29 protein-coding genes are annotated in these 25584 nt (G+C 67.8%); 14 read left to right on the top strand and 15 right to left on the bottom strand.

What is annotated here, in order from left to right; translation table 11 throughout:
* The first annotated feature begins 86 nt into the window (after positions 1–86).
* The gene (locus A6E15_RS05925) at positions 87–332 is read left to right on the top strand and encodes a hypothetical protein (RefSeq protein WP_076144681.1); all 246 of its coding nucleotides are present in this window, start codon (positions 87–89) and stop codon (positions 330–332) included.
* A gap of 47 nt (positions 333–379) precedes the next feature.
* On the opposite strand, the gene A6E15_RS05920 is transcribed toward A6E15_RS05925, so the two are convergent.
* The 7 genes from A6E15_RS05920 to A6E15_RS05890 all read right to left on the bottom strand — a co-directional run bounded on the left by A6E15_RS05920 (position 380) and on the right by A6E15_RS05890 (position 7406).
* Positions 380–772 carry an acyl-CoA thioesterase gene (locus tag A6E15_RS05920; RefSeq protein ID WP_076144679.1) on the bottom strand — a complete coding sequence of 131 codons (393 nt, stop codon included), beginning with the start codon at positions 770–772 and terminating at the stop codon, positions 380–382.
* 513 nt (positions 773–1285) lie between these two features.
* Positions 1286–2425, bottom strand: coding sequence for a Gfo/Idh/MocA family protein (locus A6E15_RS05915; protein ID WP_076144677.1), 1140 nt, complete (start codon positions 2423–2425; stop codon positions 1286–1288).
* A gap of 89 nt (positions 2426–2514) precedes the next feature.
* Positions 2515–3588: a methionine synthase gene (locus tag A6E15_RS05910; protein WP_076144675.1), complete on the bottom strand. Its 1074-nt coding sequence runs from the start codon at positions 3586–3588 to the stop codon at positions 2515–2517.
* A complete protein-coding gene (locus A6E15_RS05905; RefSeq protein WP_076144673.1) occupies positions 3585–4589 on the bottom strand; it encodes a 5-methyltetrahydropteroyltriglutamate--homocysteine methyltransferase in 1005 nt (334 codons plus the stop codon). Before A6E15_RS05905 ends, A6E15_RS05910 begins: the two co-directional genes overlap by 4 nt.
* Positions 4590–4735: 146 nt before the next feature.
* Positions 4736–5308 carry a HemK2/MTQ2 family protein methyltransferase gene (locus tag A6E15_RS05900; protein WP_076144669.1) on the bottom strand — a complete coding sequence of 191 codons (573 nt, stop codon included), beginning with the start codon at positions 5306–5308 and terminating at the stop codon, positions 4736–4738.
* Positions 5309–6448: a mechanosensitive ion channel family protein gene (locus A6E15_RS05895; RefSeq protein ID WP_076144667.1), complete on the bottom strand. Its 1140-nt coding sequence runs from the start codon at positions 6446–6448 to the stop codon at positions 5309–5311.
* A gap of 121 nt (positions 6449–6569) precedes the next feature.
* Positions 6570–7406, bottom strand: coding sequence for a 16S ribosomal RNA methyltransferase A (locus A6E15_RS05890; protein ID WP_076144665.1), 837 nt, complete (start codon positions 7404–7406; stop codon positions 6570–6572).
* 212 nt (positions 7407–7618) lie between these two features.
* Between A6E15_RS05890 and A6E15_RS05885 the strand changes: the two genes are divergently transcribed.
* The 4 genes from A6E15_RS05885 to A6E15_RS05870 all read left to right on the top strand — a co-directional run bounded on the left by A6E15_RS05885 (position 7619) and on the right by A6E15_RS05870 (position 10382).
* Entirely contained in the window at positions 7619–7927 is a 309-nt protein-coding gene (locus tag A6E15_RS05885) for a 50S ribosomal protein L21e (RefSeq protein WP_076144663.1), read from the top strand.
* A gap of 5 nt (positions 7928–7932) precedes the next feature.
* On the top strand, positions 7933–8289 hold the full coding sequence (locus A6E15_RS05880; protein WP_076144661.1) for an RNA polymerase Rpb4 family protein: 357 nt from the start codon (positions 7933–7935) through the stop codon (positions 8287–8289).
* Positions 8290–8489: 200 nt separating this feature from the next.
* A complete protein-coding gene (locus A6E15_RS05875; RefSeq protein WP_076144659.1) occupies positions 8490–9086 on the top strand; it encodes a DUF655 domain-containing protein in 597 nt (198 codons plus the stop codon).
* A 129-nt stretch (positions 9087–9215) separates the two neighbouring features.
* Positions 9216–10382, top strand: coding sequence for a cystathionine gamma-synthase (locus tag A6E15_RS05870; protein WP_076144656.1), 1167 nt, complete (start codon positions 9216–9218; stop codon positions 10380–10382).
* A gap of 85 nt (positions 10383–10467) precedes the next feature.
* On the opposite strand, the gene A6E15_RS05865 is transcribed toward A6E15_RS05870, so the two are convergent.
* On the bottom strand, positions 10468–11469 hold the full coding sequence (locus A6E15_RS05865; protein ID WP_076144654.1) for a hypothetical protein: 1002 nt from the start codon (positions 11467–11469) through the stop codon (positions 10468–10470).
* 131 nt (positions 11470–11600) lie between these two features.
* On the opposite strand from A6E15_RS05865, the gene A6E15_RS05860 reads away from it, so the two are divergent.
* Both A6E15_RS05860 and A6E15_RS05855 read left to right on the top strand, forming a co-directional pair.
* Positions 11601–12287: an MBL fold metallo-hydrolase gene (locus A6E15_RS05860; protein ID WP_076148206.1), complete on the top strand. Its 687-nt coding sequence runs from the start codon at positions 11601–11603 to the stop codon at positions 12285–12287.
* 94 nt (positions 12288–12381) lie between these two features.
* On the top strand, positions 12382–12816 hold the full coding sequence (locus A6E15_RS05855; RefSeq protein WP_076144652.1) for a hypothetical protein: 435 nt from the start codon (positions 12382–12384) through the stop codon (positions 12814–12816).
* 162 nt (positions 12817–12978) lie between these two features.
* Here A6E15_RS05855 and A6E15_RS05850 read toward each other — a convergent pair whose 3' ends face one another.
* Positions 12979–13245, bottom strand: coding sequence for an elongation factor 1-beta (locus tag A6E15_RS05850; protein WP_006179491.1), 267 nt, complete (start codon positions 13243–13245; stop codon positions 12979–12981).
* 2 nt (positions 13246–13247) lie between these two features.
* Positions 13248–13427, bottom strand: coding sequence for an HVO_2753 family zinc finger protein (locus A6E15_RS05845; protein WP_076148204.1), 180 nt, complete (start codon positions 13425–13427; stop codon positions 13248–13250).
* 307 nt (positions 13428–13734) lie between these two features.
* Here A6E15_RS05845 and nreA point away from each other — a divergent pair, with 307 nt between their 5' ends.
* Both nreA and arcD read left to right on the top strand, forming a co-directional pair.
* Positions 13735–15036 carry a DNA repair protein NreA gene (gene nreA, locus A6E15_RS05840; RefSeq protein WP_076148202.1) on the top strand — a complete coding sequence of 434 codons (1302 nt, stop codon included), beginning with the start codon at positions 13735–13737 and terminating at the stop codon, positions 15034–15036.
* 215 nt (positions 15037–15251) lie between these two features.
* Positions 15252–16688, top strand: a complete 1437-nt coding sequence (arcD, locus tag A6E15_RS05835) for an arginine/ornithine antiporter ArcD (RefSeq protein WP_076144650.1) — start codon at positions 15252–15254, stop codon at positions 16686–16688.
* 6 nt (positions 16689–16694) lie between these two features.
* Here the strand turns inward: arcD and A6E15_RS05830 are convergent, their stop codons facing one another.
* The 3 genes from A6E15_RS05830 to A6E15_RS05820 form a co-directional block, all read right to left on the bottom strand.
* Positions 16695–17771, bottom strand: coding sequence for an AI-2E family transporter (locus A6E15_RS05830; RefSeq protein WP_076144648.1), 1077 nt, complete (start codon positions 17769–17771; stop codon positions 16695–16697).
* A gap of 68 nt (positions 17772–17839) precedes the next feature.
* A complete protein-coding gene (locus A6E15_RS05825) occupies positions 17840–18535 on the bottom strand; it encodes a CPBP family glutamic-type intramembrane protease (protein WP_076144645.1) in 696 nt (231 codons plus the stop codon).
* 4 nt (positions 18536–18539) lie between these two features.
* Positions 18540–18824: a DUF5789 family protein gene (locus A6E15_RS05820; protein WP_076144642.1), complete on the bottom strand. Its 285-nt coding sequence runs from the start codon at positions 18822–18824 to the stop codon at positions 18540–18542.
* A 241-nt stretch (positions 18825–19065) separates the two neighbouring features.
* Between A6E15_RS05820 and A6E15_RS05815 the strand changes: the two genes are divergently transcribed.
* A complete protein-coding gene (locus A6E15_RS05815) occupies positions 19066–20040 on the top strand; it encodes a DUF7139 domain-containing protein (RefSeq protein WP_076144639.1) in 975 nt (324 codons plus the stop codon).
* A 69-nt stretch (positions 20041–20109) separates the two neighbouring features.
* Positions 20110–20433: a DMT family transporter gene (locus A6E15_RS05810; protein ID WP_076144637.1), complete on the top strand. Its 324-nt coding sequence runs from the start codon at positions 20110–20112 to the stop codon at positions 20431–20433.
* A gap of 21 nt (positions 20434–20454) precedes the next feature.
* Here the strand turns inward: A6E15_RS05810 and A6E15_RS05805 are convergent, their stop codons facing one another.
* Both A6E15_RS05805 and A6E15_RS05800 read right to left on the bottom strand, forming a co-directional pair.
* Positions 20455–20940, bottom strand: a complete 486-nt coding sequence (locus A6E15_RS05805) for a metal-dependent hydrolase (RefSeq protein ID WP_076144634.1) — start codon at positions 20938–20940, stop codon at positions 20455–20457.
* Positions 20941–21055: 115 nt separating this feature from the next.
* Positions 21056–21568, bottom strand: a complete 513-nt coding sequence (locus tag A6E15_RS05800; RefSeq protein WP_076144632.1) for a CinA family protein — start codon at positions 21566–21568, stop codon at positions 21056–21058.
* Between the two features lie 109 nt (positions 21569–21677).
* Here A6E15_RS05800 and A6E15_RS05795 point away from each other — a divergent pair, with 109 nt between their 5' ends.
* From A6E15_RS05795 to A6E15_RS05785, 3 genes are all read left to right on the top strand, one after another.
* Complete coding sequence (locus tag A6E15_RS05795) at positions 21678–22778, top strand: pyridoxal phosphate-dependent aminotransferase (protein ID WP_076144630.1); 1101 nt, start codon at positions 21678–21680, stop codon at positions 22776–22778.
* A 72-nt stretch (positions 22779–22850) separates the two neighbouring features.
* The gene (locus A6E15_RS05790; RefSeq protein WP_076144628.1) at positions 22851–24293 is read left to right on the top strand and encodes a glycosyltransferase family 2 protein; all 1443 of its coding nucleotides are present in this window, start codon (positions 22851–22853) and stop codon (positions 24291–24293) included.
* Between the two features lie 66 nt (positions 24294–24359).
* Complete coding sequence (locus tag A6E15_RS05785; RefSeq protein WP_076144625.1) at positions 24360–25583, top strand: ArsA family ATPase; 1224 nt, start codon at positions 24360–24362, stop codon at positions 25581–25583.
* Position 25584: the final 1 nt, after the last annotated feature.

Here is a 25584-nt window from a genome sequence, read left to right as displayed (position 1 = left end):
CCCCGACGGCCGTCCGGACGCCGCGCTCGGAGTTGCGAATACCGGTACAACAACTACCCGCGTGGCTCCCGGACGATCGATACGCTATGACCGACCTGACGATCCCGGCCGACGCCGGCACGGACCGTATCAAAACCCTCGTGCAGGACCACCTCGAGATCGGCGACACCGTCGAAGTGCGCGACGCGGAACGGACCGAGGACCACGGGACCGACGTCGTCGGCGAGGTGACGGGGTTCGAACCGGGCTACCTCGAGATCGACGGCCGGTCGCTCGACGAGGGGAGCGTCCGCTACGACGAGATCCACACGGTCGGGAAGATCGAGGGCTAGAGGCCGTCGAGTCCGCCCGATCGTCCCCCGGAACGCGACGGCTGGCGTCAGGTCACCGCCTCGAGGTCGGCACTCAGTCCCTCGCGCAGCGAGTCCGGGAGCGGCGTCGGGCCGTCCCCGTCGACCGTGACCGCTACCGTGGTGACCGTCGCGACGACCGCGTCGTCGTCCCGGAGTTCGTACTCGAGCGTGAAACTCGTCTCGCCGACGGCGGTCACGTCGATTCCGACGGTGACCGGCGTCAGCGACGCGAGCGCCCGCTCGTACTCGACCTCGAGGCGGACGACCAGATGAGCGAGGTCGTCGGGGCCGTAGCCGTGACTCGCGAGATACCGGTCCCGCGCGAGGTCGGTGTAGGCGACGAACTTCGAGTTGTTGACGTGGCCGCTGCGCCCGAGGTCGTCGGTCCTGACGTCGATCGTCGTCTCGTAGGCCGCCATCGATCTGTGAGAGGGGGTGCCACGGCGAATACGTTGCGAACTCGGTCGGCCGCTCGAGTCACGCAGTTCGTCGGCGTACGATTCGAGCTACCGTTCTCGGGGCCAGGCGACGTCTCGCGCCGAACCGACCACCCGGCGTGCGGTGGCGCGCGCTGTGTCGCGGTGAGTGAGTAACGAACCGCGACACGACTCTGCGCGAGGGATGAGCGACCGACTGAAAGGAGAGAGCGAATCGGCTGGGGAGGACGTGGTTATTCCCCGTTGCCACGATAGCAGGGAAGTCCGTATCGACTGCGATGTTGGGAAGGAGAGGGTCGTTCTGCTATCGTGGCTGCACGGAGTCTCCACACCCTCCCCAACCGATTCGTTCACGCCTGGCGGCGTTCACTCATCCCTCGCACGGTGTCGTCGACTGCTCTCGTTCTCACTCGAGCAGTCGACAGCGTGCGCCACCGCACGTCGGCTGTGGCGGTCCGACCCAAAACCCAACTTGCCTATCTCGAGGGACCGAACTCACTCGAGGTCGATCCACTCTCCCCGCTCGTCGCTGCGTTCGATCGCGTCGAGGACCCGCTGGGCGGTGAGCCCGTCCGCGAAACTCGGCGCGAACGACTCGCCGCGCGCGACGGCGCTGAGAAACTCGTAGTTCTCGTGCACGAAGGTGTGTTCCCACCCCAACACGTGGCCCGGCGGCCACCAGTGGTCGACGTAGGGGTCGTCTTCGTCGGTCACGAGGATCGTCTCGTACCCCCGGTCGCCCTCCCGGAGCACCTCGAGTTCGTTCAGCCGCTCGAGCGAGAACCGCAGGCTCCCACTCGAGCCGTGGATCTCGAGGGTGTGGTCGTTCTTGTGCCCCGTCGCGAACCGCGACCCCTCGAGGGTACCCAGCGCGCCGTTCGCGAACTCGAGCTGGGCGGTGTAGGCGTCGTCGACGGTGACGGGGCGGGTCTCCGGGTCCCCGCCCTCGCCGCCGTCTTCGACCGGCCGCTCCTCGACGAACGTCCCCAAGTGACCGCTGACGCGTTCGATCTCGCCGGCGAGGTCGTCGTCACCCACGAGAAAGCGCAGGAGGTCGACGGTGTGCGCGCCGAGGTCGCCCAGCGCACCCGACCCCGCCATGTCCTCGTCGTTGCGCCACGACCACGGCGCGTCGGGGTCGACCAGCCAGTCCTGTAAGTAGCGCCCGCGGACGTGGTGGATCTCGCCGAGGTCGCCCGCCTCGAGCAGCTCCTTGGCGTACCGGATCGCGGGGACGAACCGGTAGTTGAACGCACAGCCGGCGGGCACGTCGTCGCCGGCCTCCCGGGCCGTTTCGGCCATCGCCTCTGCCTCCTCGAGCGTCGGCGCGAGCGGCTTCTCGCAGAACACGGGGGTGCCGGCCTCGAGGGCGGCGATCGACGGCTCGGCGTGGACGTGGTTCGGACCGAGGTTGTAGAAGGCGTCGACGTCGTCGACGACCGCGCGCCAGTCGGTCGCGGTCGATTCGAAGCCGAACCGATCGGCGGCGTCGGCGAGCGCCTCCTCGTCGCGGCCGACAAGCACCGAGCGTTCGATCTCCGGCGCGTCCGGGAAGAACATCGGCAGCCGCGCCATCGCGTTCGCGTGTGCCTTGCCCATAAACCGGTAGCCGAGTACACCGACCTCGAGGGTCATGGACGGCCGTTCACCGGCCCGGTAGTTAGCGCTTTGCGGTGGTCTCGCCGGCCGACGCCCGCGACGAGTACCGAAAAGGGAAGTCTCGCTCAGTCGTCGGCGGGCGTCGGCGCGCCGCGCTCGATATCGATGTCGCCCGCGTCGAGGGCTTCTTCGACGTTGCGGGCGGCCTGGACCATGTTCGCCATCTTGCCGTAGGCGACGTCACGCGGCAGCAGCTTCACGCCGCAGTCCGGCGAGACGACCAGCTGTTCCGGCGGGACGACCTCGAGCCCTTTCTTGATGTTTTCCTCGATCTGTTCGACCGATTCGACCTCGGCGACGTGGGCGTCGGTGACGCCGAGCGCGAGGTCCTTGGAGAACTCGGGGTCCTTGAAGACGTCGAGCTGTTCGTAGTCGCCGTTGGCCAGTTCGAGGTCGAACTCGTCGACGGGGAACTCGAGGATCTCGGGGTAGATCCGGGAGTAGTCGCCGTAACAGACGTGGAGGCCGATTCGGACCTCTTCGGGGATGTCGGCGACGATGTGTTCGAGGGCCTCGCCGACGATGGCGTGGTCGTCCGGCGTCGTCGCGAGCGCGGGCTCGTCGATCTGGATGTAGCGCGCGCCGGCGTCGACGAGCTTCTCGATCTCCTCGTTGACGAGGTCGGCCAGCTCGAGGGTGAGTTCGTCGTCGTCCTCGTAGGCCTCGTTGAACGACCAGTTCGCGAGCGTGTAGGGGCCGGTGATCGGGACCTTGACCGGGCGATCGGTGGCGGCCGCGGTGAACTCGTACTCGTCGACCAGCCAGGAGTCGTCGTACTCGACCTCCGAGACCACGGAGGGCTTGTCGAAGTAGTTGTGGCCCCAGACCTTGACGGGGCCGTTGAACTCGTAGCCCTCGATCCGGTGGGCGAAGAACTCGACCATCTCGTTGCGCCGCATCTCGCCGTCGACGACGACGTCTAAGCCCGCGCGCTCGTGTTCGGCCGTGATCAGGCGGGCCGCGTCGTCTTGCGCTTCCTGCCAGTTGTCCTCGTCGAAGTCGCTGTTTTCGTCCTCGTAGAGATCCTTCGCGCGGTTGAGCCACTTGGGCTTGGGGTAAGAGCCGACGACGGTCGTCAGCAGGAAGTGGTCGTTCTCGTGGTCGTCCGGTCGGAACTGATCTTTGTTCTCGTTTGTCATGCTGCGGTCACCTCCGCGAGGTCCGCGGCCTCCGCAAGGGCCTCGAGTTTCTCCACGTACTTGGCGTAGGGCAGGTAGAACGTCTCGGTGTTGGTCGTCAGGTAGACCGTCTCGAAGTCGGTGACCCCGAGCTGGCCCTCGACCCACTCGACCCGGTCACGGATCGCTTCGGGGTCCTCGACGAGCGTGTTCTGGCCGTCCGCGAGCCCGAGCGCGACGTCGTCGGTCGCGCCGTACTCCTGGAGGTTGTAGACGTTGTCGTCCTGATTCGCGACGAAGTCGAAGCCGACCGCGTCGATGTCCGCATCGAGCAGGTGTGCATAGACCTTCTCCTCGAGTGCGCCCCAGTAGGGCTGGACGACGACCTCGGCGTCGGTCGCGCTCGCGACCCGGTCGATCGCCTCGCTGGCGCGTTCGTCCAGCCCGTCCGCGGGCGCGGACTCGACCAGCGAGGGCTCGAGCAGGAACAGCGTCTCGACCGCGGGGAAGGTCTCGACCTCTCCCGCGAGGAACTCGGTGATCGCGCCGAGGAAGTCGGCGTCGTCGCCGTAGCGCTCGTCGGTCGCGAGATCGAACAGCGAGTACGGGCCGGGGAGGACGGCCTGCAGGTCCTCGCCGTCGGTCAGTTCGACGAGGGCCTCGAGTTCCGCGGCGACGTCGCCGGTCGGCTCGAGGTCGTCGGTGACGACCGGCTCCCGGTAGAAGTTGTTGTTGTCGTAGTAGCGGACGATCCCGCGGGTCTCGACGGCGTCGGCGACGGCCAGCGGATGGGCGAGCATGTCGTCCCAGCGCAGTTGGCCCTCGACGATCCGATCGAGGCCGGCGTCCTGTTGGACGCCGACGACCTCCTCGCGGGCCTGCTCGTAGGCGGCGGTGATTGCCTCGCCCTCGTCGCCGCTGATGAGGTCGTGTTTCTGGTGTCCCTTGAGATCCGAGAGATCGTCTTTCGCCCAGTCCGGGAGCGGATAGAGCCCCGGCGTGGTCGAAACGTACTCAGTCATCGTAGCCCCGACTAGGCTATACCGACGCTTAATATTTTCCATCCATACTAATACACTGCAGTAATTCTTGCGGGTTTCCGGACGCTCGAGCGTTCGCACCGAGGGCCGCGTCAACAGCCGGCACAGTGGAGAAACGCCGATCGCGATTACCGAAGCAACTCGAGTACCGTCAGCGTCTCGAAGGGGAACGACTCGTCGGCGACGGCGACGGCGCTGAAGCCCTCCTCGCCGGCCCGTTCGACGACCTCGTCGACGCCGGTGAGGCTGCTCACGAGCAGGTAGACGACCCCGTCGGGCGCGAGGACGCGCCCGACCGCCTCGAGGAAGGGGTCGATGACCGCCCGGCCGTCCTCGCCGCCCGACAGGGCGCGTTCCATCCAGTCGTCCCACTCGTTGTCCGGATCGGTCGGCAGGTAGGGCGGGTTGAACGCGACCGCGTCGAAACTGCCGTCGCGGAACGGCGAGACGAGATCTCCACGCACCGTTTCGACGCCCTCGCCTCGGGCCTGGCGGACGGCGTGGGGGTTCAGGTCCGACGCAATCACGCGAGCGTCGGTCTCGGCGGCGATCCGGCCGGCGACGAACCCCGAGCCCGTGCCGACCTCGAGGACGCGATCGGCCCCCTCGAGCCGGTCACAGACCGCCTCGGCCAACAGCTGCGAGTCCTCGGCCGGCTGATACACGTCGGTCTCGACATCGCGTTGTTCCTCGAGTCCCATCTATCGTTCCTCCGGTGTCTGCATGCGGTGTTCATCGCTCCGTTCGCGCTCCGACTCGTCGGCGATCCGGAACCCCCCGGTCTCGGCGCGGCCCGAGAGTTCCCGCTGCGGGAACGGGATCTTGATCCCCTCGTCTTCGAAGGCTCGCTTGACCGCGGCGATCGCGGCGGTCCGGGCCTCCCAGTAGCGTCTGGCGCTCGGCTTGTCGATCCAGAAGCGCACGCCGAGGATCACCGCCGAGTCGCCGAAGGACTTCCCGACGACCTGCGGCGACGGCGCGGACAGCACCTCGTCGACCTCCCCGATCGCCGACTCGGCGAGCGACGCGGCCCGATCGACGTCGGTTCCGTAATCGACGCCGACCTCGACTTCGATCCGCAGGCGGCCCCGCTTCGAGCGGTTCGTCACCATGCTCGAGGCGATGACGTCGTTGGGGATCATGATGTACTCGCCGTCGAACGACCGGATGCGGGTGTTGACGATCGAGATGTCGGTGACGATCCCCTCGTCGCCCTCGACTTCGATCCAGTCGCCGATCTCGAACGGTCGGGCGAACATCAGGACGAACCCCGACAGCATCGTCCCCAGCGTCTGCCGGGCCGCCATGCCCAGCACGATCCCGAGGAAGCCGGCCCCGACGAGCAGGCTGCCGAGGTCCTCGATCCAGATGCCGAGGATCACGACCAGCGCGACGGTCCAGATGATCACCTGCGAGAGCCGGTGGGTGATCTGTCGCTGATGTTCGGTGACCGCGGCCGTCGAGTCCATCACCTCCTCGATGATCCGTCGGACGAACCGTGTGACGATGACGGTCAGGACGAGCAGAATGAACGAAAAGACCGCGCGCGGAACGGTGTCGCCGCCCGGATCGAGTCCCACGAAGAGCTGGCGGACCTCGTCGGTGCGGTCCCAGACGCCCAGGACGACGCCGGCGCTGACCGCACAGGCCCCGACCAGCACCGCCACCGAGACGACGTCCGCGTACAGCGGTCGCGTTCGCTCTGCGACGCGCGCGTGTAGCCGGCGGTAGGTGAGCAGGACGGCGAAGACGAGCCCGACCGCGACGAGGGACACCGCGAGCCGAAGCGGGACCGTCGAAAACACCTCCGAGAGCCAGTCGAGCCGCGTCAGTACTGACATGCGTTCGTCTCCCGGGTTCCTCGGCCGTGCAGCTTTGAGTATTCGTTGGTTACTCCGCCCCCGCCCGAGTGGTCGGCTCGAGCCGCCTCGACCCGGCGTTAGGTCCCGGGCCCGCAACCGACTACGTCTCGGGTTCGCCGACGTCCCGCGCGAGCGAAGCCAGCGCGGCAAACTCCGCCGGTGCCATCGCGTCGGGCCGCTTGCGAAGCAGGTCCTCGTCGGCCGCCTCGACGACCGCGTCCGGGTCGCCGAGCCCGGAGATGTGGGCCGTGTTCCGGACGGCGTTGCGGACCGTCTTCCGGCGCTGGGTGAACACGGCCTTGACGAACCGCAGGAAAAAGTCCTCGTCCGCGACCGTGTAGTCGGGCTCGCGCGGGATGGCCCGGACCACCGCGCTCCGGACGGCGGGCTGGGGATCGAACGCCTCCTTGGGGATCGACTCGACGAGTTCGACGTCGGCGTAGTGCTGGCTCGAGACCGAGAGCCGGCCGTACTCCGACGTTCCGGGCTCGGCGACCATCCGCTCGGCGAACTCCTGCTGAAACATCAACACGAGCGGCTCCTTCTCCGGAAAGAGCCGAAACGCGATCTCGCTCGAGACGCCGTAGGGGAGGTTCGAGACCGACGCGGTAAAGTCGGGCAGGTCGACCTCGAGGGCGTCGCCCTCGATCACGGTCAGCTCGTCGGCCGCGATCTCGTCGGCGAACTCCTCGCGCAGGAAGGCGGCGAGTTCGCGGTCGCGCTCGACGACGGTCACCTCGTCGCCGACCGCGAGCAGTCGGTCTGTCAGTGCGCCCGTTCCCCCGCCGATCTCGAGCAGGTGACTCGCGTCCGCACCGATCTCCTCGAGGTAGGTCGGCAGCCGGTCCAGCACCCGATCGTCGACGAGGAAGTGTTGATCGCGGTCCGGATCGCCCCGCACGCCCGCTCGGGCGATCAGTCCGTCTGGGTCTCTCATTGTCGGCGCTTCGGCCGGGACGGGTGTAAACGCACCGTCTCGGCCGTCCGTCGACAGTGCGGGACCGACGGTCTCGGGGGACGTGCGACGTACCGCCAACTCGTGAGCGGACGCGAGTCGAGGCCAACGCCGCTGGGCGTGGATCCCGATACAGCTGGTGGGTGGAATACGTGTGTTTTATAACCGTCACCGGACAAAGCGGGCGTACGACTATGCCGAAATCTAATGGCCCTCGTCAGGGAACCCGGAAGAAGCTCGCGAACGATCCTCGAGACCGCGGTACGTCGCCGCCACAGCGCGCGATTCAGGAGTACGAGGAGGGTGAGAAAGTCCACCTGAAGATCGACCCCAGCGTCTCCGACGGTCGCTTCCACCCGCGATTCGACGGTCGCACCGGCGAAGTCGTCGGCAAACAGGGCAGCGTCTTCAAGGTCGCGATCAACGACGGCGGCAAGGACAAGACCCTGCTCGTCGCCGCGGCTCACATGCGCGCACAGAATCAGGAAAAGAGCCGGATCTAAGCAGGATGACGATCTTCAAAGAGATCGTCGACGAGGAGTTCCTGACGGTCTCGGAGACGAAGGAGCTGCTCGCCGACATCGAAGCCGAACGCGCGATGGACGAGGACCGCGAGCTGCGGTACGAACTCGCGCGAGCGATCGAACACGCCAATCGGTTCGCGGTCCTGGAGCCGGCGGAGGCCCAGGCGCTGGTCGACGACCTCCAGGACTTGGAGAAGGTAGACGAGCCGACCGCGTACAAGATCGCCAACCTCCTGCCGCGCGACCGGGACGAACTCCGGTCGGTGTACGCAAAGCAGCGCTACTCGCTGTCGGGGGACGAACTCGACGAGATTCTCAACGTCGTCGCACAGTACGCCTGAGACGGTTTACTGTCAGTCATTGCCGGCGCAACCGCACCCGGGCGGCGGTTGCGTCGGGACATCGTTACACCAGTCCGTATGACCGGTCGGTCTCGAGCGTCCCGACCAGACGGACCGGCCGCCGACGACGTCGGATGTTTCGTCCGGCCGACTGAAAGCGAGCCGACTCTTTAAGTGCGGCCTCGACGTATCGTAAACCAATGAGCGAAGCCGATGGCGACGAGACGGACGTTCGGCGCGCGGTCGTGTTGGATTACCTCGCCCACGGGCTGTCTGACGACGGCCGACCGCAGTACGAGAAGTCACCGGCAGGGTACGCCGTCGGAATCGAGGACTTCCAGCTCTATCAGGTCGCCTTCGACGAGGACGAGCGACTCACGATCGGCAGCGAAGTCGTCGTCGAACCGCCCGCCGAGCGCGGCATCGTCACCGAGTGTCACCGCGTCGAGTACGAGGACCTCTCCTCGGGTGCCCAATCGGAACTCGAGTACGTCGTGGCCGATCTGGTCGAGGAGAACGAGGAGCGGTTCGTCGACTTCTACAACGACGCCCAGCCGATCACGCTGCGGCTCCACCAACTGAACCTGCTGCCGGGGATCGGGAAGAAACTCCGCAACGGCATCCTCGACGAGCGAAAGCGCAAACCCTTCGAGAGCTTCGAGGAGCTATCCGAGCGCGTCTCGGGGCTGCACGACCCCGACGAGATCCTCGTCGAGCGCATCCTCGAGGAGCTACGCGACGACGATCTCAAATACCAGACGTTCGTGGGCCGACGCGACCGGGAGCAAAACCAGTAAGCCGGGACGGTTACCTGTGGGGAAACACCATCCTCAGCAGCCGCGAGCGGGCAAGAATCCTCGCTTCTGCAACCGACTGCGACAACGGCGTCCACAACAGTGATCCGACCGCGGGGCACTCGTACGGGTATGGACGACGACCACGACCGTCGGATCGAGACCAGATCCATCCACGCCGGTCAGGAACCCGATTCCGACACGGGCGCGCTGATGACGCCGATTCACGCGAACTCCACGTATAAGCAGGACGCCCCGGGGGACCACCGTGGTTACGAGTACTCCCGCACCGGGAACCCCACGCGAACCGACCTCGAGGAAAACCTCGCGAGCCTCGAGAACGCCGAACACGGCCGGGCCTTCGCCAGCGGGATGGCCGCGATCAACACCGTTCTGAACCTGCTCGAGGCCGGCGATCACGTCGTCACCGGCAACGATGTCTACGGCGGGACCCACCGCATCTTCACGCAGGTCTACGAGGACTACGACCTCGAGTTCTCCTTCGTCGATATGACCGACCTCGACGAGATCGAGGCCGCGTTCCGCGAGGAGACGGCACTGCTCTGGCTCGAGACGCCGACGAATCCGCTCATGTCGGTGGTCGACATCGCGGGGGCGGCCGAGATCGCCCACGACCACGGCGCGCTGTGTGCGATCGACAACACGTTCGCCACGCCGTACCTCCAGCGGCCGCTCGATCTGGGCGCGGACATCGTCTCCCACTCCCTGACGAAGTACCTCGGGGGCCACTCCGACGTCGTCGGCGGGGCCCTCCTGACCAACGACGAGGAGATAGACGAGCGACTGGGCTTCTACCAGAACTCCGTCGGCGCGACGCCCGGCCCCTTCGAGTCCTTTCTCGTCCTCCGGGGGACCAAGACCCTCCCCGTCCGGATGGACCGACACTGTGAGAACGCGCGACAGATTGCGGAGTGGCTCGACGACCACCCCGACGTCGACCGGGTCTACTACCCCGGCCTCGAGTCCCATCCCGGCCACGAGATCGCCGCCGAGCAGATGGACGACTTCGGCGGCATGCTGAGCTTCGAACTCGACGCGAGCCTCGAGCAAGCGAGCGCGGTCGTCTCGAACACCGAGGTCTTCACGCTCGCGGAGAGCCTCGGCGGCGTCGAGAGCCTGATCGAACAGCCGGCGCCGATGACCCACGCCGCCATTCCGCGGGAGGAACGGCTCGCGGCCGGCCTCTCGGACAGCCTGATCCGCGTCTCGGTGGGGATCGAACACGTCGACGACCTGATCGCCGACCTCGAGAGCGCGATCGACGCCGCGCTCGCCTGATACGGGCTGGTGTAACTGTTCCCCGGAACGACCGCGAGCCGTCCTGCGGTCGCTCCGGATATGACTTACAGCGGTCCGTATGTGCTTACTCCCTGGCCCGGGCCCGTCGCGCGAGTTGCGAGCGGAAGATCGGCTCGAACCCCTCGAGGTAGGCGCGTGCGTCGAACGATTCGCCGTCGACGCAAGCGCCGATCGCGGTCTCGAACTCGCGGCCCCACTGCTCGACGAAGGCGGTCTCGATGTCGGACTCGCGGATCCGCTCGATCACGGACGCGACGGCCGCGTCGGTCGACTCGTTCCGGAGCGTTCGAAGTTCCGCGGGCGAGACGACTCCCGACTCGAGGGCTCGGACGGCGACGCCGGAACTGTAATCTCCCTCGGCGAGTTCCCGCTCCCAGGTGGCCAGCCAGTTGCCGATCCGCGCCATTCGCTGGCCGTGATCGACGACGGTCCGGAGCGTCGAGAGGTCGCTCGGATCGAACGCGCTCGCGTTTGCGATGTCGATGTCGGCGAACGGGAATAGCATCATGTTGTAGACGTCGTAAGTCAGGAGTTCGCGCTCGCTCGTGAGGCCGGGATGGCGGGCCAGCAACGCCGAGTAGTCGACCGACTGGAGCGCCTGTCGAACGTCGAACCGGAACAGGGTCTCGAATTCGTCGGCGCGTGGACCCGCCCGGAACTGCTCGCAAAGCGCGCCCCAGAGGTCCCGCTGGAACCGGACGTACTCGCCGTCGACACCCGCTCGCGTCGGATCGGCCGCCCGGGAATCGAACGGCACGAGGCGGAGTTCCTCGAGGGTCGCGCGGTCACCGTGGCGTTCGGCGACGTCGTCGATGACTGTAATAAACATCGTCGCGAGGACCTTCGCGTCGTGGACGCGCTGGCCAGCCCCGTCGTCGACACAGGACAGTCGGAACGCCGGTTCGACCGCGTCGAACCAGCGCCACGTCGACCGGTCACGGTCACCGATCCGCTCGTCGTAGGCGTCGGCCAACGGCCGAACCGTCTCCGAAAGGGTCCGCTGTGGTGCGTTCGAGAACGGGTCCGATTCGACCTCGAGGACAGAATTGATCGATTCGAGAGCCATTACCGATAGTTCTGTCCCTCATACTAAAATAATTTATTACGAATTATTATAAATTAGCACATTATTGGCTGCGGGACGGTGTGGCGATCGGAGGCGAACGACCTTTTGTGGTCGCCGTCGACGACTCGAGCATGACGGCTGACGAACGCGGCGCGGGCGTCCACGTGCTGCCGCTGACGGTAGAGTACGGCGGTCGGGAGATCACCATCACGCCGACGCTCGTCGAGACCGAGCGCGGCCCGATCCTGATCGACGCCGGCCCGGAGGGTGCCCGCGAGGGGATTCGAACGCACCTGCGGTCGCTGGGGTACGAACTCGAAGACATCTGGCTGGTCCTGCTGACGCATCACGACGGCGATCACGCCGGCGGCCTCGCGGCCCTGCTCGAACGCGTCGATGCGGTCGTCGCGACACACCGCGAGGAAGCGCCGTACCTGACGGGCGACCGGGAACCGATCAAGGGCGACGGCGACCGGTATCCGCCGGTCGACGTCGACATCGAACTGGCCGACGGGGTTCGGTTCCCGACGCTGGCCGGGCCGATGGAGGTCGTGGCGACGCCGGGTCACGCCCCCGGCCACGTCTCGCTGTACCTCCCCGAGGGGAACCTGCTGATCGCCGGCGACGCGCTCGTCGCGGACGGCGACGAGCCGCTGGCCGGACCGAAGCCCCACTTCACGCCGGACATGGAGCGGGCGACCGACTCGGTCGGACGCCTGGCCGACCGCGAGATCGACCACGTGGTGTGCTTTCACGGCGGCTACGTGGAACGGGGGACCGAGCGGCTTCGGGAGATTCACGAGAAACTGCAAGCGTAGGGCATCGTGTCCGAACGCGGCTCGCGGGCGGTGCGCGGGGTCTCGAGGAATCGAAGCGGAATTCTCATCGGTGTCGCTCGCGTAGGGGCGCCCAATGCGACTCGAACTCCGCGTCTGCCAGCACTGTCTCGACGGCGATCACGGTAACGAGAAGCGAACCGCGCTGCTCAACGACATGGTAAACTGCGCCGAACAGATCAAGAAACACAAGGAAGTCATCGACCTCGATGCGGTCCACATCCGTAAAGTCAAGGACGACGAACCGGGCAAGCCCGCGGCGCTGCCGGTCGTCTCGGCGACGATCCAGAACGATCAGGTCGTGCTGAACGACACGCAACTCGTCGCGGAGGGCCAGGACGGGAACATGCTGCTCTACGCGAACCCCGACGACGTGTTGACCGTCCTCGCGGGGAACCTAGACGAGATCAGCAAGGCCGTCACCGAGGACGTGACCGTCGACCTCTCGCCGATCGGCGCGGAGATCGTCTCGGAGGCCGATCTCGGTGCGAACCGCGAGCAGGAACAGTGAGGGCGGTCGAACCCGGCACTACCGCTGCTCCGCTGGCGTCCGTTTTCACGCCGTTTTCGCCGGCGTCGGCTCGAGTGCCGACGGTCCCCGTCTCGGACGGAGAAATCGACGGCCCCGTGGCTCACGACTGACGAAAACAGCCGAAAATCGGCTACTGACCGGTTATATCCGGCCGACGTTTTCGACTTCGACGCTTTCGACGCCGTCGACGTCGCCGAAGTTCTCCTCGACGGTCTCCGTGCCGCCCGAACCGTCGGGGACGATCACGGTGGGGTAGAGCGCGACGAGGCCGAACGCGACATCGTCGCGTTCGACGCCGTTGATCTTCGCGCCCTCGGGGAGGGCGCTCTCGAGGCGCTCCTGGAGCGCGTCCAGGTCGATTTCGGGGCTGTCCGGCATGACCTTGATTTTGGCAGCGACTTTTCCCATTGTTATGGACCCATGAACCCGCAGTCGGGGCACTCGTAGAGGTTACTCTGCTTGCGACACTTGGCACAGCGGTAGATCTGCTGGCCGCAGTCGGGGCATTTGAACGCGGCGGCGTTCGTGCCCGCGATGTTGAGCCCACAGGAGACGCAGGAACGCGTCTCTCGGTCGTCGGTCGTACTCATATCCATCCTTTCCCGCCCGCCGTTTTTAACGGTTGTCTTTCCGCATCCCTCCCACTATCGAGCGGTAGCAGGACACATGGTGGCGGCTCGAGACGGCGTCCGACCACAGCCGCGGCGTTTTCCGACTCTGAAAACGCACTGGCGGCTATTTTATGTCCCCGTGTGATAGTTGGGATGAGGTTCGGTTACTCGACGCCCGACCGAACCTCTGCCTCTGACATTCTGTCCGGACTCGCCTCCGAGAGCGGTGCCGATCGACGGCCGGAACGACGAACATTCAAACCGGTGCCGTCCCTACGTCGACCGAATGCGCCTCGACGACTACATCGAGGAGTTAGAGCCCGACGAGGAGGCCGAGCGTCGCCGCCTCGCCAAGGAGAAGTCCTACGCGATCACGGACCACCTGGAGGAGTTCGAGCGCCGGTTCGACGACGCCCTGAGCGGTGACACGCTCGTGGGGTCGACTTCCCCTTCGATCTTCGTCGGGCGGTCGAACTACCCCGACATCCCCGTCGGACTGCTCTCGCCGGTCGGCGACGAGGGCGACGCCGAGGAGTACGTCACCGACGGCGACTGGTACCGGCAGGGGTACGCGATCGACGACGTCCTCCAGCGCCGGACCGGCCTCCTGAACTCCAACAAGCGGGCCAACGTCGACTCGCCGTCGATCGCGAGTCGACTGACGCCGTCGGTCCACGACACGTGGGACGGCTTCGTCGGCGTCCAGCGGGAGGTCGCCATCGCCGACCGCCCGGTCGATCTCGAGATCGGGCTGGACGACACGCCCGACCTCGGACTCGACGCCGGGACGGACGTGGCGACGCCGCGGGGTCCCCGCGCGAACGCCCGCAACGCGGATCTCACCGAGAACCCCCACGTCCCGCGGCCGGTCAAGAAGACCTTGGAGGACGACGACTGGCAGGCCGAGGGGGCGATGACCTACCTCTATCGCCGGGGGTTCGACGTCTACGAGATCAACTCGATCCTCTCGGCGGGCGCGCTCGGGCGGACGAAACAGCGCCGGCTCGTCCCGACGCGGTGGTCGATCACGGCCGTCGACGACACCGTCGGGAAGTTCCTCCGCGGGACCATTCGAAACGCGCCCAGCATCGACGAGGTACAGGTCTGGGCCAACGAGTACGTCGGCAACCGCTACTGGATCGTCCTCGCGCCGGGCAACTGGGAGTTCGAACTCGTCGAGATGAAAGCGCCGGGCAGCATCTGGAACCCCGACCCCGAGGACGGCCTCTGGATGGCCAGCGCCTCTGAGGGGTACGAAGGCCGCTCGAGCTACGTCGAGGAAACCGCCGGGGCCTACTACGCCGCCCGGCTGGGCGTGCTGGAGTACCTCGAGTCGATCGGCCGCCAGGCGAAGTGTCTGGTCTTGCGGGAAGTCTCGGACGACTACTGGGCTCCGGTCGGCGTCTGGCAGGTCCGCGAGAGCGTCCGCAACGCATTCGAAGGCCAGTACGGCGAGGCCGAGACCTTCCACGACGCGGTCTCGGAGGTCGCGACGCAGTTGCCGGTGTCGCTCGCCCGGTTGCGCCGCAAGTCCGAACTCGCGGCCGGGCTGCAGTCGAACCTGAGCGCCTTCTCGAGCCGCGACTGAGCGCCGAACGGCGCGGTTCTCGGTCCGCAATCGTCACGGTAGTTTCTCGTGCCGGTGCGAGCGAGCGCACGCGACCTCGTCAGTTCGATCCCCGTCTCGAAAGGAACTGTGGGCGTGACTCCCGTCCGTTCCGGAATATGATCACTGGTACCATGATGCATGCCCAGTAGTAATGTATCGTTCAGTTTTTATGCTCCAAATGCATAACCCGGCCGATGACCTTCGACTTCACACCGACGACGATCGACGACATCGCGCCCGAACGGCGGCCGTCGTTCGCGCTCGCGCTCGTTCCGGTCCTCGCGGTCGTCGCCTTCCTCGGGGTCGGATCGGCCGTCCTCGGGCTCGATCCGCACGTCCCGCTGCTGTGGAGTATCGTCTTCGTCGGCGCGTTCGGCATCTATCTCGGCTACGACTGGCCCGAACTCTCCGACGGCGTTGCCAACGGTCTCCTGATGGGGATCCAGGCGCTGCTGATCATCTTTACGATCTACGCGCTGATCGCCACCTGGGTCGAGGCGGGAACGATCCCGGCGATGATGTACTACGGCCTCGAGTTGCTCACGCCGTCCGTCTTCCTGCCCGTCGCGGCGATACTGGCGGCCGTCGTGGCGTTCTCGATCGGCTCCTCGTGGACCACGGTCGGCACGCTCGGCGTCGCGTTCGTCGGGATCGGCGCGGGGCTGGGCGTCCCCGCGCCGATGACCGTCGGCGCGGTCATCTCGGGGGCCTACGCCGGCGACAAGCAGTCTCCCCTCTCCGATACGACCAACCTCGCGGCCGGCGTGACGAACACGCCGCTGTACGACCACATCCGTCGCATGCGAACCGGGACGGCCGTCGCCTTCGGCCTCTCCGTGGCCGGGTTCGCCGTCCTCGGACTCCGGGCGGCCGGGGAGATCCCGACCGACCGAGTCGCCGAGATCCAGACCGCGCTCGCGGGCGCGTACGATCTCTCGATCCTCGTCTTCCTGCCGCTCGTGGTCACCTTCGGGCTGGCCCTCTACGGCTATCCCGCACTCCCGACGCTCGTCGCCGGCGTCTTCGCCGGCGTCCTCACCTCGATCGCGGTGCAGGGCACCGGCTTCGTCGCCGCCTGGGAGGTCTTCATGAGCGGGACCGCGCCCGAGACCGGCACCGACCTCGTGAACGACCTCCTCGCGACCGGCGGACTCACCGGCTCGGCCTGGACGATCACCGTCGTCGTCGCCGCGCTCTCGCTCGGGGGCCTCCTCGAGCGGACCGGCGTCCTCGCGGTCCTGGCCCATCGCCTCTCGCAGGGCGTCCGCAGCTCCGGGAGCCTGATCGCCGGCACCGGCGCGTCGGCGATCCTGGTCAACGTCCTGACCGCCCAGCAGTACATGAGCATCGTCCTGCCGGGGCTGACGCTGCGTAACCTCTACGAGGAGTTCGGTCTCGACAGCGACGAACTCTCGCGGGCCGTCGAGGCCGCCGGGACGCCGACCGGCGCACTGCTCCCCTGGCACGCCGGCGGCGTCTTCATGGCCTCCGCGACCGGCGTCCCCACCCTCGAGTACGCGCCGTTTTACCTGTTCGGCGTGCTGTCGCCGCTCGTGCTGTTCGCGATGGCGGGGTCAGGCTGGGGGGTGCCGACGACGAGTCGCCGCGAGAGCGCCCAGTACGCCGACTGAGTGGGCCTACCGTTCGGTCTCGACGACCGGGGATTCCCGTTCGATCTCGGTTCCGGACTCGGTCGAGACGGGCTCGAGACGGCGGTTCGCGACCCGCAACGCGGCGACGAACGCCCCGAGGATCACCGGGCCGACGAACAGCCCGACGACGCCGAACAGCGAGATTCCGCCGATGACCCCGAGCAGGGCCAGTGCGGGATGGAGCCCGGACCGGCGATCGACGAGGATCGACCGCAGGTAGTAGTCGGCGACCGCCAGTACGACGATCCCGTAGCCGAGCAGGACGGCCGCGCTCGCCGGCCCGTCCGCGGCCGCGTGAGCGACCGTGACCGGGCCCCAGACGAGCCAGACGCCGACCGTCGGCAGGAACGACGCGAACAACAGGACCACCGCCAGAACGGTGGCGGAGGGCACGCCGAGCAGGGCCAGCCCGATGCCGCCGAGTGCCCCCTGCAACACCGCGACGAGAACGTGACTGCGGAGAACCGCCCACGTGACCGCGTGGACCTCCGCGAACAGCTCGTCGACGACGGCCGACTCGAGCGGGACGATCCGGCGCAGCCAGGCGAGCAACGCGGCGCCGTCGACGAGCAGGTAGTACAGCAAAAACGCGAACACGACCGTTCCGATCGCCACGTCGACGGCCGTCGAAAGGAGCCAGACCGACCGCTCGAACGTGACGTCAACGACGCTGGCAACCGCCTCCTGAACCCGCGTCTGCAGTTCGGATTCGACGACCGCCACCGACTCCCGCTCGATGCCGAGTTCGGTCCGTGCCACCTCGCCACCGTACGCCGTGAGCCCCTCGACTGAGACGTTCTCGAGCGTCGAGGCGGCCGTTCGAACGACGACGAGCGAGACGAGTACGAGCGGTACGAGGCCGGCGACGATCACGAGTGCGGTCAGCGCGAGCGCGGCGACGCGGTCGCCGAACCGCGGTGCCAGCCGTTCGTACGCGGGCCGGAGGACGACCGCGAGCAGGCAGGCTCCGAGGACGTACTCGAGCAGCGGGCGGACCAGCAGGGCGGCGACGCCGGCGAGGATGGAGACGAGGAGGGCGAAAAACGACGTCCGGGCGTCCATACGCGATCCACTCGGCTGGTGGCCATAAGTGTTGATGTTCTATACTGTTGGGCGCAGCGAAAGGATCGTCAGAGCGGGAGCGGCAGCGCCTCGAGGACGTTCAGGACCGGAGCCGGATCGAACAGCGGGTCGTGAAGAACGAGCCAGTCCAGTAAGACGAGCCCGCCGCCGTGGGCGATCACGGAGGGGAGGATCGAGTCGGAGGTGTAGTCGACGGCCCCGAACAGGACGTCGGTCGGCCCCGACAGCAGGAACTCGATCGGCGGCTTCGAGGTGTGGTGAAGCATGTAGACGACGGGACTGATGAACACCGCGCCGAAGCCCAGTTCCCGGACGCCGACACACAGCAGGCCCCGGTAGTAGGTCTCGGCGGCCAGCGCGAGGACGAAGAGCTTGATCGCGTGGGGGACGAACGCGGCCGGCGCGGCCGACGTCTCCCAGATCGGGTAGTACGCGCGGATCGTCGGCAGCGTCGAGCCGACCAGATAGAACGGCAACACGAACAGCCCGAGCAGGACCGCGTTCCGAACCGCGACCCGGTCGGCCCGCCAGCCGACGCGTCGCCCGTGGGACAGCCCCAGCGCGAGCGGGCCGCCGATCAAGAGGATCCCGTCGACGAGGAGCCGATCGTCCAACCCGTCGGGAACGAACCGCATCCACAGCACCGTCAGGAGAGCCCCAAACAGTAACGACTTCTGTACCCAGGAGAGGCCCAACCGCTGGCGAAGCCAGCGCACGGCGCGTCGATCCGGCTCGGACGCCACGGTGTTACTCGTCGGCGGTCGGAATCGGTCCGGTCCCGATCACGTCCCGGACGTGGCCCTCGAACTCCTGTTTGCGCTGGAAGTACGTCTCGTCGACCGACTCGAGGATCGTCGATAGCTCGCGGGGACCGTCCGGCGTTCGAACGACCGTCTCGCCCTCCATGCGTTCGACCTCGCTCTTTTCCTTGGGCCAGGTCAGCCGCGAACTCACGCGGGCGAGCGGTTCGCCCTCGACGGGCGTGTGCGATCCGAGTTCGACGGCCGGCTCCGCGTCCTCGTCGTCGCTCATGGCGAGTCGTTTGCGATCGCGGTGATTCAAGCTTTCGCTTCCGTGGATCGCGAGAGCGGGCACACGGCCGTGCTGCGAGTGACCGACCGAACGCGGTGCAACCGAGGTGGCTTCCCGGCGACCGGACTGGGTCCCCGCACCCCCGACGACTCCCCGGCGATTCGTCGACGGCCCTCGACCCCTCTACGATCCGAAATGTGTCTGACGTATCGTTTTGTGATAGGACATCGAACGGGCTCGTATGACTAGCCTGACGGAGGTTTACGACGGGACCGCATCGGGGGTGACGAGTCGCCGGCTGTACGCCGGCACGACGCTCGTGGTCCTCGGCGCGATCCTGGCCGTCGTGGCCGTCCTCGCGGCGACGACCGACCTCGTCGGCGGATACGCGGCCGCCTTCTCGAGCGGGATGGCGCCCCAGTTCGCGACCGTCCGCGCCGCGGGTGTGTTGGCCGGACTCGCCGTCCCGACGGCACTCGTCGGCGTCTTCGTCGTATTGCCGGCCGGCCGTCGCGTACAGGCCGCAGCCGCGATCAGCGCGAGCCTCTGCCTGCTCGGGGTCGCGCTCTTCTGGCACGCCTACCCCCACCACTGGCGGGGCCACGGCCAGGAACTGACCTTCGAAGTCTCGGCGGTCTACCTGCTCGGACTCTTGCCCGCGATCTGGTGTCTGTTCGCCGCCGTCGCCACGTTCAAACGGCGCAACGATCCCGGCGGCAACCTCCAGATGAACGTCACCCGACACAACAAGACCGTCCTCGAGGTCGAGGAGGAAAGCGAGGACGGCGGCCTGGGCGGGATCGGCTTCCTCGGGGGGACCCCCGACGGCGACGTCGAGACGCAGACGAACGCGGACGGCGGGGCCGACGGTACGTCGCTGTCCTACGACGAGGGATCGGTCGGCGGTCGGACGACGGAGCGATCGGCCGCGTCGTCGCGGTCGACCGGCACCTCGACTCCCGGACGAGCCGTCGGCGCCGCGACCAGCGACGGCGGCTCGGCGGCGTCGGACATCTCCTCGCCGCTCGAGGGGGGCGACGCCGAGATCGTCGAATCCGAGCCCGCCGGTCCGACCGAGCCGACCGACCGCTACTGCGGGAACTGCGAACACTTCGAGTACGTCCGTTCGTCGGAGGGGATGGTCCCCTACTGCGCCCGCCACGAGACGGCCATGGACGACATGGACGCCTGCGAGGAGTGGACGCCGAACCGCTAGGCTCGTCCGGCCCCGCACGCCGTCCGAGAACGGAAGCTATACTCGCCGCCGATCGATACCTCCGATGGAATGTCGTGGCCGCTCCTGTTCGTCGCCGGCTGTTTCGAGATCGCGTGGGCGATCGGACTCGCGTACTCCGACGACCTCTCGCGGCCGGTGCCGACGCTCGCGACCGGGCTCGCGATGCTCGTCAGCGTGGTTCTCCTCGCGCGGGCCGTCGAAGAACTTCCCATCGGGACGGCCTACGCGGTCTGGACGGGCATCGGAGCCGTCGGGACCGCGTCGCTCGGCATCGTGTTGTTCGACGAGCCGGCGACGCTCGCCAGAATCGGGTTCATCGGCCTGATCGTCGTCGGGATCGTCGGGCTCCACCTCGTCAGCGGCGGGCCGTGACGGCGAGACGGGGCGAGACCGCTACAGCCCGAGTCCCTGCCGGCCCAGCTCGAACCCCCACTGAGGCACCCGGAAGACGACCAGCGCGACCAACAGGAGTTCGGCGACGGTGACGACCACCATCATGAGGTCGGCGCGCTTGCTGCTGACCGCGACCCCGATCGGCAGTCCGAACTCCTTCTTCCAGAGCGGGTAAAACAGTGCGATCCCGCGCTTGCTCCCCGCCACGTCGAGGACGTAATGGGTCAGAACGCCGACCCAGACGTACTCGAGATTGCCGAAGACGTACGGAAAGGCCAGGAAACCGAGCAGGATCGGCAGGTTGTGCAGCGTCTTCCGGTGTTTGCCGAAGGCGGTGTCGACGTCCGGAAAGAGCGCCCCCAGCGTCACCGGAACGCCGATCATCACGATGGTCCTGAACGTCTCCAGACTCCCGGAAGGCTCGAGCAGATACCCCAGCCCGATGCTCAACAGCACGGCGTTCAACACGTGTCCCTTCTTGTTCATTCACCCGACTCTGGGGGGTCGACCCGGGAATAGTTTTCTCTCGAGACTGTCAGGTTTGCGAACCGATCGTCGCGTCGGCGCGGGGTCGCCGAGGGACGGATGACTCGCGGGCCGATCAACGATCCTCGAGTTCGGCGAGCAGGTCCTCGAGGGCTCGATCGACGGTCTGTGCGCGCACAACGGCACGATCGCCGTCGAAGACGTACCGGGAGACGGTGGCGTAGGAGTCCCCGCTGTCCCACGGAGCGGCGTGGGCGACGCCGATGTAGACGGTCCCGACCGGGGTTGCCTCGGTCCCGCCGGTGGGGCCGGCGACGCCGGTCGTCGCGACGCCCCAGGTGACGTCGGTCACGTCCCGGACCCCTCGCGCCATCTCGCGGGCGACGGGTTCCGAGACCGCGCCGTGATCGTCGAGCGCCTCGCGGCTGACGCCGAGGTGGCGGCGTTTCGCGCCGTAAGCGTAGGTCGTCAGCCCCGCGTCGAAGTAGTCGCTCGCGCCCGGCACGGCCGTGATCGCGGCCCCGATCAGCCCGCCGGTACAGGACTCGGCGACCGCGAGCGTCTCCTCTCGGTCGCGAAGCACGTCGCCGACGGCCATCGGCAGATCGGGGTCGATGTCGTCGTTCATACGTGAGTCGACGGGCCCGGTCGTTGTGAAAGCGAGGGTCCGGCTCGCCCCCTCGCGTCGTCCGGCGGAAACGGAAAGACAAACGACGGTCGTCGCCCCAGTGGCCCGCATGGACTACGAGACGCCGCTTTTCTTCCACGTGATGGAGTACGCGGACGCGGCGGACCGCGACGTGGTCGACATGGTCAGCGGCAACCCCGACTGGGAGCCCCCCGAGGCGCTTCGAGAGGGACTGCGCGAGTACGCCGATCTCGAGCCGGACCGGTTGCAGTATCCCGCCAGCGAGGGACTGCCCGAACTGCGCGAAGAGATCGCCGCCCGGCGGGGCGTCGACGCCGACCAGATCGTCGTCACCAACGGCGCGGGCGAGGCCAACTATCTCGCGATGGCGCGGGCCCTGGAGCGCGACGCCGGCGACGAGGTGCTACTGACCGATCCCGTCTACCCCTACTACCCCGGCAAGACGACGATGCTCGGGGGCACACAGCGGTACGTCGCGGCTGACGACGAGGGACGACTCGACCCCGCGGACGTCCGCGCCGCCGCGAGCGACGAGACGGCCGCGATCGTCGTCAACACGCCGAACAACCCCACCGGCGCGGTCTATCCCGCCGAGACGATGCGGGAACTCGTCGCCGTCGCCGAGGACCACGACGCCGTTCTCATCAGCGACGAGGTCTACGACCACTACGACCTCGCCGGGGAGTTCGCGAGCGCGCTCGAGACCGAGTCGGTCCACCGGATCGTCACGAACGCCGTCTCGAAGTCGATGGCCGTTACCGGCCTCCGGGTCGGCTACGCGATCTTCCCGCCGGAGCTGGTCGGGGACGCTAGGAGCCGCCACATGCTGGTCAACGTCGCGACGACCCGTCCCGGCCAGTACGCGGCCCTGAAGGCCTTCCGCGAGACGGGTCCCGAGTACTACGAGCGCAATCGAGAGTTGCTCCGCGAGCGCGTCGATACCTTCACCGACGCGCTCGAGGCCGTCGGTGCCGAGTACACGACGCCGCAGGGCTCGTTCTACGTGCTGGCCCGCTTCGACGGCTACCCCGGCACGCTCGAGAACGTCGAGCGCCTGATCGACGAGGCCGGCGTCGCGGGGATGCCCGGCGAAGCCTTCGGCGATTCCCGGAGCGAGTGGCTGCGCTTTGCCCTCGTGACCCCGCGCGTCGAGGAAGCTGCCGAGCGGCTGGCGGCGTACTTCGGGTGAGCGGCCGAACGGTCGGCGACGGTGACAGTCCGGCCGAAATACCGATACGTCGGGCGGCCGACCCACCGCGTAATGCTTCTCGAGGCCGTGATCGCGGTGTTCGTCCTGACCCAGGTGGCCTACTTCGTCGGCAACTGTGCGCTGGTGACGCTGCTCGTTCGCCGCTCCGACGCCTTGGTCGACGACGCCACCGTAGAGCGGCGCGTCGCCGAGGGGACCGAGACCGACCGCGATCGACCGCTGGCACGGCCCGACGGGGGCTCGAGCAGTGGCGTCGCTCCCGCATCGGCGAACGCGGACCGGACGGCCGGCGAGCCGCGACCGACGGCCCGGTCGGGCTGTCGGCTCCCGCAGTCGGCGGTCCGCCGGCTCCGCGTTCTCGTCCCGATCTACCGCGAGTCGCCGGCCGTCCTCACCGAGACGCTCGACAACATCGCCGCCCAGCGGTATCCGACCGCGGCCGTCTCCGTGTACGTGATCTACGAACCCGACGATCCGACCGCGTCGGCGGTCCGCGAGGCGGTCGCGGCTCGCGAGGACGACCTCGCCGTCGAGTTCGTCGCCGTCGATCGGGCGGCGCTCGCGGCCGACCGCGCGCCCGGCGACTGGACGTTCAGCGGGACGGGCGTCCCGCGGACGAAGGCCGCCGCCCTGACCTACGCCTTCACGACGCGCTCGTTCGCGGCCGACGACGTCGTGACGGTCTTCGACTCGGACACGCAGGTGCCCCTCGACACGTTCGAACTCGCCGCCGCCGGCCTCGCGGAGTACGACATCGTCCAGGCGAAACAGACCGCGCGAAACGTCGACGACGGGCTCCTCCCGCTGCTCGAGTCGATGGGGATCGCGGCGTGGTCGGACCTGATCTACGCCAACTCGACGGACGGCCCCTACCAGCTGCTGGGGAAGGCCTACTTCGTCCCGGCCGGCGTCCTCTACGACCTCGATCGGTGGCAACTCGACGCGGTGACCGAGGACATGGCGCTCGGCGTCGCCGCCCACGAACGGGGCTGTACGCTCGGTATCATCGACCGCTACGTGCAGGACCTCTGTCCGGCCGACCTCGAGGCGTGGATCCGTCAGAAGCGCCGCTGGGTCCGCGGCCCGTATCGGCACCTGCTGACGCCGGGCTGGTCCGGGCTCGAGCGCGGCCGGTTCTGGGCGGGCACCGTGTTGACCCAGCTCCTGGCGGTGACGAACGTCCTCGGCCTGCCGGTGGGACTCGCCGTCCTCTGGCAGACACTCACCGGCTCGACCGGCGTCGTCCCCGCGTCGCTGCTCCCGCTCGTCGCGTTCAACGGCGTCGTCTGGTGTTACTACAGCTGGCGGTCCTACCGCGCGGCCTGGGAGGCGGTCCCATTCGATAGCCGGTGGGAGCAGGCGCGGTACTCGCTGCTCTCGAACCCGGTCACGCAGGCGCTGTACGCGACGCTGTGGGCCGTCCCGATCTGTCTGGCGCTCGCAGACGCCGTCCGCGGCGTCGTCCCGACGTTCGACGTGACGCCGAAGGGCTGACTCGAGGGCGACGGCCGGCCGCGGGAGACCGACGAATACTCCTGTCGGGACCGGGAACGGCGGCGTATGAGCGGCATCGACGTCGAACCGGTGGAGGAGGACGAGGGGGCGACGAACGACGGCGACGACGACGGCGCACACACCATCGAGGTGACGCCGACGGAGTCCGTCGGCGACGAGGAGCGCAAGACCGTCGACGTCGAGCCGTCCGACGAGCCGATCGACGGCCCCGACTACGTCCTCTACGGCGGGAAAGGGGGCGTCGGGAAGACGACGATGGCGGCCGCGACGGCGCTGGACAGCGCCCGCGGCGGGACGTCGACGCTGGTCGTCTCGACCGACCCGGCCCACTCGCTGTCGGACACCTTCGAGACGGAGATTCCGGCCGAACCCGGCCGAATCCGGGACGACATCCCGCTGTACGCGGCCGAGATCGATCCCGAAAGCGCGCTCGAGGAGGGGGACACGCCCTTCAGTGGTGCGGCCGGTGCGACGGACTCAGCCGACGAGACGGACCCCTTCGCGGGCGGCGAGACGAGCGGCTCGCCCTTCCCCGGCGAGGGGGCCGAGGGCGGGCCGCTCGGCGGCCTCGGCGACATGCTCGGCGGCGAATCGCCGATGGACGCCCTCTTCGGCGGCGCGATGCCCGGTGCCGACGAGGCCGCCGCCATGCAGCTCTTGCTCGAGTACATGGACGACCCGCGGTTCGAGCGCGTGGTGATCGACACCGCGCCGACCGGCCACACGCTCCGCCTGCTGCGGCTCCCCGAAATCATGGACACGATGATGGGTCGGCTGATGAAACTCCGCCAGCGCCTCGGCGGGATGCTCGAGGGCGTCAAGGGGATGTTCGGCGGCGACGCGCCCGACGACGGCGACGACCTCGAGGATCTGGAGGTCCTGCGCGAGCGCATCGAGCGCCTGCGGGCGGCCCTGCGCGATCCCGCGCGGACGGACTTCCGGATCGTCATGGTGCCAGAGGAGATGAGCGTCTTCGAGTCCAAGCGCCTGCGAGCGCAACTCGAGGAGTTCGGGATCCCGGTCGGTACCGTCGTCGTCAACCGGGTGATGGAGCCCCTGTCAAACGTTACCGACGACGTCCGCGGCGAGTTCCTCCAGCCGAATCTGGACGACTGCGAGTTCTGTCAACGGCGCTGGGACGTCCAGCAGAGCGCCCTCGCGGAGGCACAGGAACTGTTCCGCGGCACGGACGTGCGACGCGTCCCGCTGTTCGCCGACGAGGTCCGGGGCGAGGGGATGCTCGAGGTCGTCGCGGCCTGTCTGCGGTAGC

Source organism: Natrinema saccharevitans (assembly GCF_001953745.1).
Lineage (GTDB): Archaea > Halobacteriota > Halobacteria > Halobacteriales > Natrialbaceae > Natrinema > Natrinema saccharevitans.
The sequence above is the reverse complement of the archived record's forward strand: the minus strand, read 5'-3'. Positions and strand labels throughout refer to the sequence as shown.